The sequence below is a fragment of the Gordonia sp. YC-XJ4 genome (genome assembly GCF_059511865.1).
Genome location: NZ_CM183447.1, coordinates 708,984 through 722,510 on the forward strand (window position 1 = coordinate 708,984; position 13,527 = coordinate 722,510).

The 13,527-nt window shown below is 66.9% G+C and carries 13 protein-coding genes; 6 read left to right on the top strand and 7 right to left on the bottom strand.

The features are described from left to right. Positions 1 to 12 precede the first annotated feature (12 nt). Complete coding sequence (locus AC5ZH6_RS03095) at positions 13 to 621, top strand: TetR/AcrR family transcriptional regulator (RefSeq protein WP_496168430.1); 609 nt, start codon at positions 13 to 15, stop codon at positions 619 to 621. Between the two features lie 7 nt (positions 622 to 628). Here AC5ZH6_RS03095 and AC5ZH6_RS03100 read toward each other — a convergent pair whose 3' ends face one another. From AC5ZH6_RS03100 to AC5ZH6_RS03110, 3 genes are read right to left on the bottom strand one after another with little or no spacing between them, the layout of a single operon-like run. After that, complete coding sequence (locus AC5ZH6_RS03100) at positions 629 to 865, bottom strand: hypothetical protein (RefSeq protein ID WP_496168432.1); 237 nt, start codon at positions 863 to 865, stop codon at positions 629 to 631. 56 nt (positions 866 to 921) lie between these two features. Next, entirely contained in the window at positions 922 to 1,845 is a 924-nt protein-coding gene (locus AC5ZH6_RS03105) for a MaoC family dehydratase (protein ID WP_496168434.1), read from the bottom strand. Further along, positions 1,845 to 3,212, bottom strand: a complete 1,368-nt coding sequence (locus AC5ZH6_RS03110) for a 3-oxoacyl-ACP reductase (protein WP_496168436.1) — start codon at positions 3,210 to 3,212, stop codon at positions 1,845 to 1,847. The genes AC5ZH6_RS03105 and AC5ZH6_RS03110 overlap by 1 nt, the downstream gene beginning before the upstream one ends. 132 nt (positions 3,213 to 3,344) lie before the next feature. Between AC5ZH6_RS03110 and AC5ZH6_RS03115 the strand changes: the two genes are divergently transcribed. Both AC5ZH6_RS03115 and AC5ZH6_RS03120 read left to right on the top strand, forming a co-directional pair. Continuing rightward, on the top strand, positions 3,345 to 4,640 hold the full coding sequence (locus AC5ZH6_RS03115) for an acetyl-CoA C-acetyltransferase (RefSeq protein ID WP_006369432.1): 1,296 nt from the start codon (positions 3,345 to 3,347) through the stop codon (positions 4,638 to 4,640). Between the two features lie 233 nt (positions 4,641 to 4,873). Then, positions 4,874 to 6,568 carry a VanW family protein gene (locus AC5ZH6_RS03120; RefSeq protein ID WP_428841825.1) on the top strand — a complete coding sequence of 565 codons (1,695 nt, stop codon included), beginning with the start codon at positions 4,874 to 4,876 and terminating at the stop codon, positions 6,566 to 6,568. Between the two features lie 96 nt (positions 6,569 to 6,664). Here AC5ZH6_RS03120 and AC5ZH6_RS03125 read toward each other — a convergent pair whose 3' ends face one another. Continuing rightward, a complete protein-coding gene (locus tag AC5ZH6_RS03125; protein ID WP_094601725.1) occupies positions 6,665 to 7,057 on the bottom strand; it encodes a DUF4267 domain-containing protein in 393 nt (130 codons plus the stop codon). A gap of 113 nt (positions 7,058 to 7,170) precedes the next feature. Between AC5ZH6_RS03125 and AC5ZH6_RS03130 the strand changes: the two genes are divergently transcribed. Continuing rightward, positions 7,171 to 7,758, top strand: coding sequence for a TetR/AcrR family transcriptional regulator (locus AC5ZH6_RS03130; protein ID WP_094601726.1), 588 nt, complete (start codon positions 7,171 to 7,173; stop codon positions 7,756 to 7,758). Between the two features lie 52 nt (positions 7,759 to 7,810). Continuing rightward, complete coding sequence (locus AC5ZH6_RS03135; protein ID WP_014358650.1) at positions 7,811 to 8,587, top strand: SDR family NAD(P)-dependent oxidoreductase; 777 nt, start codon at positions 7,811 to 7,813, stop codon at positions 8,585 to 8,587. A 79-nt stretch (positions 8,588 to 8,666) separates the two neighbouring features. On the opposite strand, the gene AC5ZH6_RS03140 is transcribed toward AC5ZH6_RS03135, so the two are convergent. The 3 genes from AC5ZH6_RS03140 to AC5ZH6_RS03150 form a co-directional block, all read right to left on the bottom strand. Beyond that, positions 8,667 to 9,722, bottom strand: coding sequence for a zinc-dependent alcohol dehydrogenase family protein (locus AC5ZH6_RS03140; protein ID WP_006369437.1), 1,056 nt, complete (start codon positions 9,720 to 9,722; stop codon positions 8,667 to 8,669). Positions 9,723 to 9,827: 105 nt separating this feature from the next. Continuing rightward, on the bottom strand, positions 9,828 to 10,304 hold the full coding sequence (locus AC5ZH6_RS03145; RefSeq protein WP_496168437.1) for an SRPBCC family protein: 477 nt from the start codon (positions 10,302 to 10,304) through the stop codon (positions 9,828 to 9,830). Positions 10,305 to 10,387: 83 nt separating this feature from the next. Beyond that, positions 10,388 to 12,223, bottom strand: coding sequence for an acyl-CoA dehydrogenase (locus AC5ZH6_RS03150; protein WP_006369439.1), 1,836 nt, complete (start codon positions 12,221 to 12,223; stop codon positions 10,388 to 10,390). 268 nt (positions 12,224 to 12,491) lie between these two features. Between AC5ZH6_RS03150 and AC5ZH6_RS03155 the strand changes: the two genes are divergently transcribed. Further along, positions 12,492 to 13,433 (top strand): aldo/keto reductase, encoded by a 942-nt coding sequence (locus AC5ZH6_RS03155; protein ID WP_496168439.1) that lies wholly within the window; start codon positions 12,492 to 12,494, stop codon positions 13,431 to 13,433. The last annotated feature ends 94 nt before the right edge of the window (positions 13,434 to 13,527 follow it).

Consider the following 13,527-nt stretch of genomic DNA (forward strand, 5'->3'; position numbering starts at 1 on the left):
TGAGGAGCCATCATGGTCGGCGGGACCAAACGACTGCCCCGCGCGGTGCGCGAGCAGCAGATGCTCGACGCCGCGGTCTCGGTGTTCGCCGAGAACGGCTTCCGGGACACGTCCATGGATTCGATCGCAGCCCAGGCGAAGATTAGCAAACCGATGCTGTATCTGTACTACGGGTCCAAAGAAGAGCTGTTCAGTGCATGTATCGCCCGAGAGGGTGGCCGGTTCATCGACGCGATGGCGATCGGCTTCGACCCCAAGCTGCGCCAGAGCGAACAAGCCCGCACGGTGGTGCGGGAATTCCTCCGCTATGTCGACGAGAACCGCGAGTCCTGGCGGGTGCTCTACCGGGTTGCCGTCGGATCGGCGGCCTTCGCCGACACCGTCAGCACCAGCCGTCGCCACATCGTCGACATGGTCTCCGACCTGATCCGCCGCGGTACCACCGTCGAGGGCGCGCTCGACATCGATTTCGAGCTCACCGCTATCGCGCTCGTCGGGGCCGGTGAGGCCGTTGCCGACCGGATGAGCGAGGGCGACGTCGACCTCGAGACCGCCACCGATCTCCTGGTCGGTATCACCTGGCGCGGCCTGAAGGGCGTCGGTATCCACACGCCGTCCTGACGCGGATTCACCGGTGCAGCCCCTGGTGCCGACGCAACGTCACCGAACCCAGCCACACCAGCACCGCCGCCGCGAGTAGCCCCGGCATCATGTGGACGGCGAGCACACCGACGAGACTCGGTCCGCCCCAGTCGTTTTGGTAATCGTTGCCGACGGTGAACGACTCGCCGGTGGTGGCGACATCGGGGATGACCCCGAGATCATCCCGGACTTCGAGTGGTCTCGTGTTGCGGGCAGCAGCCAAACGCAGAACTCCCGCCCGGCATTGCCGGACGGGAGTTCGGGAACCTGGTGGTCGCCTCAGTTGGTACGAGTGGTCGCCGTCAGGTGCGGATACCCCTTGCGCCGGTTCAGAATCGAGATGTCGAAACTCCCGGCGCCGAAATTATTCGGCCCGCTCGCTGCGCTCCCGGCGCCGTCCACCCTATGGGTGTAGACGTTCACCTTGGCCGGCAACAGAATCGGCTTACCCCACCGCACCGTGTAGGTGACGGCGTCGGGCAGTTGCACCTCGACGTTGGCGACAGCGGCTGCCGCACTCCACATTCCGTGCGCGATGGCCTTCGGGAAGCCGAACACCTTGGCGGTCAGATCGCCCATGTGGATCGGGTTGCGATCCCCCGACGCCGCCGCGTACTCGCGGATCTTGGCCAAGTCGACGGTGAGTACCGCATCCGGTGGTGGTGGCGCCTGATCCCGCGGAGCCGGCCCGCGCGGTTCGTCGGAGAGGCTGGTGCGTTGTTGTTTGAGGAACGTTGCCACCTGCCGGGTCACCAGCTCGGTGCCGACGTTGATCTCCGAGACCATGTCGATGAGCATGCCCTTGCGGTGTTCACGCAGGTTCTCGGCGTGATTCACGATGGTCAGCGGCTCGTCGATCCCGATCGGTCGCAGTCGCGTGATGGTGTTCTCCAGATGCACCGAACCGACTGCGCCGAAAGGGAAGTCGCCGTCGGTCATGATCTTCATGGCCAGCGGGAACTGCAGCACGAACGGGTAGGTGATCGGCAGCGTCGGGCCGAACTGCTGACCCGTCGCCCGGGTGTAGGCCAGCAGCCGGTCCGGATCGATGCGGATGTTCTCGAGCCGGTAGCGCCGGTCCGGGATGGTCGCGTCGGCGCGGATCCGGGCGGGCTTGCCGATCACCGGAAGCATCGCGGTGACCGCCTTGGAGTAGACGTCGGCGGTGCTCGGCGGCGACGAGAGGGTGATGGTCTTGCTCATCACGCCCCCAGGAATCCCTGGCCGCAGACCCGGACCACGTTGCCGGTGATGGCGTTGGAGGCCGGATTGGCAAAGTAGGCAACGGTTTCGGCGACATCGATGGTCTGACCGCCCTGCTGCAGCGAACTCATCAGGCGGCCGGCCTCGCGGGTGGCCAGCGGGATCGCGGCGGTCATCTTGGTCTCGATGAAACCGGGGGCGACGGCGTTGATCGTGATGCCCTTCTCGGCGAGCAGCGGGGCGTAGGTGTCGACGAGACCGATCACGCCGGCCTTGGAGGCGCCGTAGTTGGTCTGGCCGCGGTTGCCCGCGATACCCGCGATCGACGACACGTCGATCACCGCGCCGCCGGGCTTCAATGCGTCCTTCTCGACGAGGGCGTTGACCAACTGCTGTGGCGCGATCAGATTGACCGAGATCACCGAATTCCAGCGCGCCGCATCCATGTTGGCGAGCAGCTTGTCGCGGGTGATGCCGGCGTTGTTGACGATGATGTCGATGCCGCCATGGCGCGCGAGCGCATGCTCGGCGAGCTTCTCGCCGGCGTCGGGTGCGCTGACGTCGAGCGGCAACGAGGTGCCGCCGACCTTGTTGGCGGTCTCGGCCAGGGCCTCGCCGGCAGCCGGGATGTCGGCGCAGATGACGTGGGCGCCATCGCGGGCCAGCACCTCGGCGATCGTCGCGCCGATACCGCGGGCGGCACCGGTCACCACTGCCACCGTGCCCTCGAGCGGCTTGTCCCAACTCGCGGGCGCGGTGGCGTCGTCGGCGCCGACGCGGATCACCTGGGCGTCGACGAAGGCCGACTTCGCCGACAGCACGAAGCGCAGCGTCGACTCCAGGCCGGTGAGCCCGGTCTTGGCGTCGGGGGAGACGTAGACGAGCTGCACGGTCGACCCCTTGAGGAGTTCCTTGCCGAGCGAGCGGGTGAATCCCTCGAGGGCGCGCTGGGCGACATGCTCATCGGGATCGGTGACGAGTTCGGGGGTGGTGCCGAGCACGACGAAGCGCGCACAGGCCGCCGTCGAGCGCATGACCGGCTGGAAGAACTCGAAGAGCTGCTCGAGCTCGGCGGGGGAGGTGATCCCGGTGGCGTCGAAGACCAGACCGCCGTACTTGTCGGCGCTGCGACCGGTGGTGGCGTTCTCGATCAGCGTGTAGTCGGGACCCGAGAGCAGCTCACGCAGCGGCTCGACGAGACGGCCGGACCCGCCGAGCAGCACCGGTCCCGGCAGCGGCGGCTCGGAGGCCTTGTAGCGCCGCAGAGGTGGCGGGACGGGCAGTCCGGCCTGCTTGGCGATGAACGCACCCGGCCCGGAGTGCACGAAACTCGAGTACAGGCCTGCGGTCGTGGAGTTGGCAGCCACGTGAATCTCCTCTGAATTGTTCTCACGCTCGGTGTGATCGAGGACGCTGCTGGGTGGAGCGCCGTTCGACATCTAACTTACTCTGGAGTAAGAATACGTTAAAGGTACCAATCGACACCTGGGAGATCTCTCGTGGCCAACACACCCAAGACCCGCACCGAGCGCCCGGTCGCGATCCTCGGCGGCAACCGCATTCCGTTCGCGCGGCAGGACAAGGCATATGCCAAGGTCAGCAACCAAGACATGTTCACCGCGGCCCTTGACGGCCTCGTCAGTCGCTACAGCCTCCAGGGTGAACGACTCGGCATGGTGGCCGGTGGCGCCGTCCTGAAACTGTCGCGTGATTTCAATCTCATCCGCGAATCCGTGCTGGGATCGGCCCTCTCGCCCTACACCCCGGCCTTCGACATCCAGCAGGCGTGCGGCACCGGCCTGCAGGCGATCACCGCCGTCGCCGACGGCATCGCGCGCGGACGCTACGACGTCGCCGTCGGCGGTGGCGTCGACACCACCTCCGACGCACCGATCGGCGTCTCCGAGGGCTTCCGTCGCGGCCTGCTCGAGGTGAACCGGGCCCGTAGCACCCAGGACCAGGTCCTCGGACTCCTCAAGGCACTACCCAAGCTCGGCATCGAGATCCCGCGCAACGGCGAGCCCCGCACCGGGATGTCGATGGGTGAGCACGCGGCGATCACCGCCAAGGAGTTCGGCATCAAGCGTGCCGACCAGGACGCGCTGGCCGCGGCCAGCCACCAGAAGATGGCCGCCGCCTACGACGCCGGCTTCTTCGACGACCTGGTCACCCCGTTCCTCGGCCTGACCCGCGATCAGAACCTGCGTGGCGACTCCAGCGTCGAGAAGCTCGCCAAGCTCAAGCCGGTCTTCGGGGTGTCGCTGGGCGACGCCACCATGACCGCGGGCAATTCGACGCCGCTGACCGACGGTGCGTCGACCGTGCTGCTCGCCAGCGACGAGTGGGCACAGGACAAGGGCATCCCGGTGCTGGCGTACTTCGTCGACTCCGAGTCCGCGGCGGTCGATTACGTCAACGGCCCCGACGGCCTGCTGATGGCCCCCACCTACGCCGTCCCGCGTCTGCTCGAGCGCAACGGCCTCACCTTGCAGGACTTCGACTTCTACGAGATCCACGAGGCGTTCGCCTCGGTGGTGCTCGCGACCCTGCAGGCATGGGAGTCCGAGGAGTACTGCAAGGAGCGGCTGGGCCTGGACAAGGCGCTCGGCGCGATCGACCGCAGCAAGCTCAACGTCAACGGCTCGTCGCTGGCCGCCGGACACCCCTTCGCCGCCACCGGCGGACGCATCGTCGCCCAGGCGGCCAAGCAGATCAAGGAGAACGGCGGCGGGCGCGCGCTGATCTCGATCTGCGCCGCGGGCGGCCAGGGTGTCACCGCGATCATCGAAGGCTGAGCGGGATTCTTCAGCGCGGGATTCCTCCGATGAATGGACACCCCGTGTTGTAACGAAGACGAAAGTCCCGTAGATATACGGGGTAGCTTCGGTTGAGCTGTCAGACCCCCGACCCGACAGCTCAACCGGAGCGCCTCTCACAGAGGGCCTGACCAGCGTGTATTCGCCGGTCAGGCCCTCGATTGCGTTGTGGGGAGAAGCCGCCCGGGTCGCATTGGCCGGATTTGTTCGGTATGAGTGACAGCGTGGGATCAGCGCGACGACGTCGATGGCGGGTGGGCGCACGAATCACCACAGGTGTGATCTCCGTCATACTCCTGACGTTGTCCATGGATCTTCTGGTCACCTCGGGGCACACGGCCCGCGGCGCGGTCACCGCCGGCCGCGACGTCGGCAACCTGTCCCCGGTGCGCCTGGACCATCGGCTCGACGAGATGATGCAGCAGGCGAGCGAACCCGTGCGACTGCGCACCGAATCCGGCTCGGCGACCGTCGACCCCGCGGCGTTGGGCGTGATGTTCGACGCCGACGCGACCGCGGCGGCCCTGCAACGTCAGCCGCGTAGTCCGCTCACCCGGTTGCTGGCGCTCTTCGGCCGCACACACGACGTCGCGCCGGTCGTCCGGGTCGACGCCGCACGCTTCGACGAGGCGATCGCCGGTCATCACCGCGATCTCGAACGGTCCGCGGTGGACGGTGGGGTGCACTACGCCGGTGCCACGCCGGTCGCCGATCTGCCCGCTGCCGGTCGCCGCGTCGACCGGGATGCGGCGCGCGCGGTACTGGCCCGCGAATGGCTCGACGGAGACGTCGTGGACCTGCCGATGGAACCGTTCGCGCCGAGCGTGAGTGCCGAGGTGGTGCGCGCGACCGTCGCGGGTCCGGCGACGCGGGCGGTGTCCGACGACGTCGAGATCTCCGGCCGAGGTGGCGTTCGGGTCAGCCTGTCTCCCAGGCAGATCGGCGCGATCCTCACTTTCGTCCCCGACGGTCGGGGAGGGCTCGTCGCACACGTCGACCGCCAACGCGGTCGTACGGCGCTGGCCGCGCTGCGCGACTCCGAGAGCCGGCCTGCCGATGCGAGATTCTCGTTGGCGACGGGACGCCCGCGGGTCGTGCCCGCCCGCGACGGCGCACACGTCGACTGGGACAAGACCTTCGCCGCAGTCGAACGCGCCGTCGTCGGCACCGGACCGCGCACCGTCGCAGCCGCCTACCGGACGGTGCCGCCCGCGTTGTCCACCGAGAAGGCCCGCTCGCTCGGGGTCACCGAGGTGATCGGCGAGTTCACCACCGGCGGTTTCTCGTCGGCGTCCGGCGAGAACATCCGGCTGGTCGCGGCCGAGGTCGACGGGGCGCTGATCCTGCCGGGCAAGAACTTCTCCCTCAACACCCACACCGGGCCGCGGGGCTCCGCGCAGGGCTACGTCAGCTCGACGATCATCGATCACGGCCGTGCGTCGAACGCGGTGGGCGGCGGCATCTCCCAATTCGCCACCACGCTCTACAACGCCGCGTACTTCGCCGGCCTCGCCGACGTCGACCACACCGAACACGCCTACTACATCTCGCGGTATCCCGAGGCGCGGGAGGCGACGGTGTTCGAGGGCGCCATCGACCTCGTCATCGGCAACACCTCGCGCCACGGCGTCCTGATCGAGACCCTGTGGAGTCCGTCGTCGGTGACGGTTCGGCTGTGGGGCACGACAAGTGTCGAGGTCCAGTCGATCACCGGGGAGCGACACGCCTACACCACGCCAGAGGTGCGCCGGGTGCCCCGCGGGCCCGACTGCATCGCGAGCCGTGGCAGCCGCGGATTCACCACCAGCGACACCCGGGTCATCACCGACGCCCGCAACGGCGCACTGATCAGCAGGCACACCCGAACCGTGCGCTACGCGCCGGAGCCGATCGTGCGGTGCATCTGACGCCGACGGCGCCCTCCCCATCGCCGACAGCGCTCTGCAGTCTGCCGACAGCGCTCTTCCCGACGCCGACGGCGCTGCGCCGGCTATTCCGTCGGCTCACCACGGCGCCTGCCCGACCGCGGTGAGTACACAGGCGCCGAGCAGAACCACCGCCGTGACCCCGTGGATTCCGAGTGCGCGGGATCGGCTGCCGTGTTGCCCGAGCACGATCAGCATGTCGCCGAGCGGGATCAGCGCCAGCACGCCGAGGAGCAGGGGCAGTCGATCGGTGCCGGCAACGAGGAATGCGAGTACCAGAACACCGGTCGTCACATCACGGATGCCCTTGACCTGCCACCATCCACGGTCGTGGGGCGACAGCGACGTCGGCAGGCCGAAACCGGCGGCGTTGGTGGCGTTGCGGGCCAGGTAGGCGGCGCCGATCACGATGATGCCCAGCGCGATCACCACACCGATCGACGCCCCGGTCCACCACAGGATGCTGGTCATGGTTGGTCCTCAGGGCGGGTGAAGCTCGTTGTCATCGTTCGCACCTTCCTGTTGTTATCGATGGAAAGAAATCTAACACCGATAACAAGATCTATCAATGGTAGGTTTCGACCATGGGCACACAGGATCGGCGCGCGCGAGAGCGCGCCGAACGTCGGGATCGGGTGGTCGAGGCGGCGCGCGATTTGGCGGAGCGTGACGGATGGTCCGCGGTGACCACCCGCCGGCTGGCCGACGAGATCGAATACACGCCGCCAGTCCTCTATCAGCATTTTCCCGGCGGGCGCGACGAGATCGTGACGGCGGTGGCGTTGCTCGGATTCGCGGAGTTCGTCGCGTCGGTGTCCGGCGACACGGAGACCGAAGGCGGGGTCGGCGGCCTCATCGATGCGTATCTTGCTTTCGCGCAACGCAATCCGGCTACGTACGAGGCGATGTTCGCCATGCCGATCGCCGCGCGGTTCGCTCACGACGAGACTCCTGAGATCATGCGTCGCGCATTCTCGATCTTCGTCGAGGCGCTCGGTGGCGGGGATGCCCTCGGTGAGGACGTCGGCGTTCAGGTGCGCGCGGAACTGTTGTGGAGCGCGCTGCACGGGGTGTGCGAGTTGCGTAGGTGCGGGCGGCTGGACCCCTCGATGGAGTCCGCGAGGCGGGCTGAGCTCGTCGCGTTGTTCGAAGGCCGGTCACTTACCGACTGATCGCTCGGCCCCGGGTTGTTAGACCAGTCACACGGCGTCGTAGTCTGTCGACGTGGATATCAACGGAGCAAGTGCAATCGTGACGGGTGGGGCGTCGGGCATCGGCGCCGCGGTGGTTCGCCAGCTGGCGGCCAAGGGGGCGAAGGTCATCATCGCCGACCTCAATGCAGAAAAGGGTGGTGAGCTCGCCAAGGAGATCGACGGCAAGTTCGTCGCCGTGGACGTGACCAAGACCGAGGATCTCGAGAACGCCGTCAACCAGGCGACCGAGCTGGGCCCGCTGCGGGTGCTGGTGAACTCGGCCGGTATCGGCTGGGCGCAGCGCACCATCGGCAAGGACGGTGACTTCGCATCCGCGCACAACCTCGACGCGTACAAGAAGGTCATCGCGATCAACCTGATCGGCACCTTCGATGCCATCCGGCTGGCCGCCACCGCGATGAGCCGCAACGAGCCGCTGGAATCGAACGAGCGGGGCGCGATCGTCAACATGGCGAGCGTCGCGGCATTCGACGGCCAGATCGGCCAGGCGTCGTACTCGTCGTCCAAGGGCGGCGTCGTCGGCATGACCCTGCCGGTCGCGCGTGACCTCGCGGCCGTGGGCGTGCGCGTCAACACCGTCGCCCCCGGCCTGATCGACACCCCGATCTACGGTGAGGGCGAGGCCGCCGAGGCATTCAAGGCCAAGCTCGGCGAGTCGGTGCTGTTCCCGCGTCGTCTCGGCGTGCCCGACGAACTTGCGTCGATGGTCGTCGAGCTCGTCACCAACTCCTACATGAACGCCGAGGTCGTCCGCGTCGACGGCGGCATCCGGATGCCACCGAAGTAGTTCTGGCACAAGTCCTCTCACGGTCACGGCCGCGTCAGACCCTCGGGTCCGACGCGGCCGTGGTGGTTCTCGGGGAATCTCAGGCGCTCATGATCACCTTGAGCGCCTTGGTTTCTGCCGCACGGGAGAACACGTCGTAGGCGTCGATGATCTCGCCGAGCCCGAATCGGTGGCTGATGAACGGCTCCGGGTCGATACGGCGCTGTGCCACCAACTTCAGAAGTGTGCCAAGGGTATTGGTGTTCACCAGGCCCATCGACATCACGATGTTGGAGATCCAGAGGTCCTGGATGGGCAACTCGACGGGTTTGCCGTGCACACCGACATTGGCGACATGGCCTGCGGGGCGGACGATGTCGAGGCACATCTGGAACGTGTCGGGAATGCCGACGGCCTCGATCGCGACATCGACGCCGAGTCCGTCGGTCATCGCCAGGATCTCTTCGCGCCAACCCGACGAGGTCGACACGACCCCGTCGGTCGCCCCGAACCGGCGGGCCTGCTCGACCCGGTTGGCGTCGATGTCGACGGCGATGACCCGGCTGGGCCCGTAGAGGCCGGCGGTGGCGATGGCGGCGAGCCCGACCGGGCCGGTCCCGATCACCGCGACCACATCACCGGGTTTCACCGCCCCGTGGCGGACGCCGATCTCGTGGCCGGTGGGCAGGATGTCGGAGAGTAACGTGCCCTGCTCGGGGCTGACCGCCGACGGCAGTTTGTGGACCGAGTTCTCGGCGTAGGGCACCCGCACGTACTCGGCCTGGGTGCCGTCGATGAGATGGCCGAAGATCCAGCCGATACCCGACGTGCCCTCGCTACCGAGGCAGTGCGAGTAGACGCCCTGTTTGCAGAACGAGCATTTCCCGCATGAGGAGATGCAGGACAGGATCACCTGGTCGCCGACGGCCAGCGTGGTCACGGCGTCGCCGACCTCGGTGATCGTACCGACGCCCTCGTGTCCGAGAATGCGGCCGGGAGTGACCGCGGGAACGTCACCCTTGAGGATGTGCAGGTCGGTGCCGCAGATCGTCGTCGTATCCATCTTGACGATGACGTCGGTGGGTTCGCTGAGCTTCGGGTCGGGGACGTCCTCCCAGGCCTTCTGGCCGGGACCGTGGAAAACGAGTGCCTTCATCTGGTGTCACCTCACGTGGTCGGGTCCCCCGTATCTCACGCCCCCGCAATTCACGCTACGTATGCGCGCCCGGCCATGGGTGCCGATCGGTGCCTGCGATGCGTGTCAATATGAGAATTCGCCCCTGATCCGCGCGCAGTTCAGATGCCGGATCAGACCGCGCCTACCCGACCACATCATGAACCGGTGGTTCGCGTGCAAGATCGGACGGCCGACGCGGATGAGGGGGAGCGGCAGCGGTGTGGTGAGGTCGACGACCTGACGGAACTCGGCCCGACAGCCGTCGGCGGGAGTACCTGGGTGAATGGTCCACCGCGTCCACCCCGTCAGGTCGCCGTCCACGCGCGCCTGCAGGACGCCGGCCGCGGGGTCGACGATGTCCTCACGCACGTGCACCCGAAGCGATATCGGCAGCAATGACCGCAGCACCGCATCGCCGGAGGTGTCGTCGACCCTTGTCGCCTCGCGGACCTGCGGCCACCAGGTGGGGTAGGAGTCGGCGTCGGCGAGCGCGGCCAGCACGATGTGGTGGTCGAAGGGCAGGTGCCAGATGGAGTGCATCCGGAAGGTCCGTGCGCTCACGTCGTCCAGTATGCGCCGGATCGCCGAGGGGCCGGGATCTCGACGGAGATCCCGGCCCCTCGGCTCGTGCGGTGTTCTGTGTGTCAGAAGGCGGCTTCGTCGAGCTCCATGATCTCGCCGTCGATGTTCTCGACGGTGGTGCGGATCGAGGTGAGCAGCGGGAGCATGTTCTTGGCGAAGAAGCTCGCGACGGCGACCTTGCCCTCGTAGAAGGACTTGTCGTCGCCGGTCACGCCCTCATCGAGCTTGGCCAGCGCGATCTCGGACTGACGCAGGAGCAACCAGCCGATGAGCAGATCGCCGACCGACATCAGGAAGCGCACCGAGCCCAGCCCCACCTTGTAGAGGTCCTTCGGGTTCTCCTGCGCGCCCATCAGATCGCCCGTCAGGGAGGCGGCCATGGCCTGGACGTCCTCGAGAGCGGTCTTGAGCAACGCGCGTTCGGCCTTGAGGCGACCGTTGCCGGCCTCGGTGTCGATGAACGACTGGATCTGTCCGGCAACATGCGCGAGGGCCTGCCCCTTGTCGCGAATGATCTTGCGGAAGAAGAAGTCCTGCGCCTGGATGGCGGTCGTGCCCTCGTAGAGCGAGTCGATCTTCGAGTCGCGGATGTACTGCTCGATCGGGTAGTCCTGCAGGAAGCCCGAGCCACCGAAGGTCTGCAGCGACTCGTGGCCGAGGTTGGCGTAGGCGCGCTCGGAGCCGACACCCTTGACGATCGGCAGCAGCAGGTCGTTGACTCGGTGCGCCATCTCGGGATCGGCGCCGGAGACGATCTGTGCGGCAACGGAATCCTGGTGCGATGCGGTGTAGAGGTAGATCGCGCGCAGACCCTCGGCATATGCCTTCTGGGTCATCAGCGAACGCCGGACGTCGGGGTGATGGGTGATGGTGACCCGCGGTGCGGCCTTGTCGGTCATCTGCACCATGTCGGCGCCCTGCACACGCTCCTTGGCGTAGTCGAGAGCGTTGAGGTAACCGGTCGACAGCGTCGAAATCGCCTTGGTGCCCACCATCATTCGCGCATGCTCGATCACCTGGAACATCTGCGCGATGCCCTTGTGAACCTCGCCGACGAGCCAGCCCTTGGCCGGGACGCCGTGCTGGCCGAAGGTGACCTCACAGGTGGCCGACGCCTTGATGCCCATCTTGTGCTCGACGTTGGTGACGAAAACGCCGTTGCGCTCGCCGAGTTCACCTGTCTCGAAGTCGAAATGGAACTTCGGTACGAAGAACAGCGACAGCCCCTTGGTGCCCGGGCCTGCGCCCTCGGGGCGGGCGAGCACCAGGTGGAAGATGTTCTCGGTCATGTCCTGGTCGGCGGAGGTGATGAAGCGCTTCACACCGTCGATGTGCCAGGAGCCGTCCTCCTGCTGAACAGCCTTGGTACGTCCGGCGCCCACATCGGAGCCGGCGTCGGGCTCGGTGAGCACCATCGTGGCGCCCCAGCCGCGCTCGGAGCAGATGGCGGCCCACTTCTTCTGCTCGTCGGTTCCGTTGTCGTAGAAGATGTTCGCGAAGCCCGAGCCTGCTGCGTACATGAACACCGGCGGGTTGGCGCCGAGGATCATCTCACCGATTGCCCAGTACAGCGATCGGGGCGCCGGCATGCCGCCGAGCTCCTCGTTGACGCCGACCTTGTCCCAGCCACCCTCGACGAGGGCGTTGTAGGACTTCTTGAAGCTTTCCGGGATGGTGACGCTGTGGGTCTCCGGGTCGAAGACCGGCGGGTTGCGGTCGGCCTCGGCGAAGGATTCCGCGATCGGGCCCTCGGCCAGAGTCCGGACCTCGCGGAGCATGTCCACGGCGGTCTCATGATCCAGATCGCCGAACTCCCCCGACTCGAGCACCTTGTCCAGTTCGAAGACCTCGAAGAGGTTGAACTGCAGGTCGCGCATGTTGCTCTTGTAGTGGCCCATTTGGATTCCTATCTGACGCGGGCTGAATCCCTCGCGGGTGGTCGCTGGATGTGTCGGCAGGTGAACTCGTGCAAACGCCCGGTGGATGCTCTGAAGGGAACACGACCGAACGACCGCTAAGTTACTCGCCGGTAACCCCAGGATACAACTCGTTCGCAGGGTCGACAAGCCGAGATTTCTGTGACCTCCGCTAACTTCTGCAAGCGCAATGTCCTGTATCGCGAATCTTCGCCTCGTTATCGCGAAACCCGGCGACTAGCCTGTCCGCATGTCCACTGATTCCCTGGTCCTCGGATGTATGTACTTCGGCACGCGCACCGACGACGCCACTTCCCGCGCGCTGGTCGAACGATTCCTGGAACGTGGCGGAACAACGCTTGACACCGCGGACTGCTACGCGTTCTGGGCGTCGGGGACGGGATCGGGCGGACAGAGCGAAGAGATGCTCGGCCGGTGGTTCGCCGACAACCCGGGTGTCCGGGAGCGAGTGACGCTGGCGACGAAGGTCGGGCCGGAGCCCGTTCCCGGACGGCCGGGTGAGGTCGTCGGTCTCGGTCACGAGGTCGTCATGCGTTCGATCGAGGCCAGCCTCGCGCGGCTCCAGGTCGATCACATCGATCTGTACTGGGCGCATCTGGAGGACCGACGGACGCCGATGGCCGAAGTGGTCTCGACGTTCGGCCGACTCGTCGACGACGGCGTGGTCGGACGGATCGGTATATCGAACCATCCGACGTGGCGCGTGGAGCAGGCGCGCGCCCTGGCGTCGGTCGCCGGCACCGAACCGTTCACCGCATTGCAACTGTCGACTTCGTACGTCCGGCCACGCCCGGACACCGTGGTGCCGGGCAAGGATCACCGCTTCGGATTCGTCACCGACGAGACCATCGACTACGTCACCACCCATCCCGAGATCGAACTGTGGGCGTACAGCCCGCTGATCCAGGGCAGCTTCGACCGCGCCGACCGAACGTTCCCCGAGGCCTACGACCACCCGGGAACAACCCGACGCCTGGCCGAATTGCGCAGCGTCGCAGTCGAGCTGGACGCCACGCCCGGGCAGGTGGTCCTTGCCTGGCTGCTCGGTGGTTCCCCGGTGATCCGGCCGATCGTCGGCGTCAGCACGTTGGCCCAACTCGACGCAGCCCTCGACGCCGCCGAGCTGACCCTCACCGCCGAGCAACGCGCGAGGCTCGACGCCGCGGTCTGATAGCCGGCCTTCGATCCGGTGGTCAGCCCTTCCCCGGTGGTCGAGGGCTTCCGCCATCCGACGCTCGCCCCTTCCCCTCGATGGTCGAGGTGCG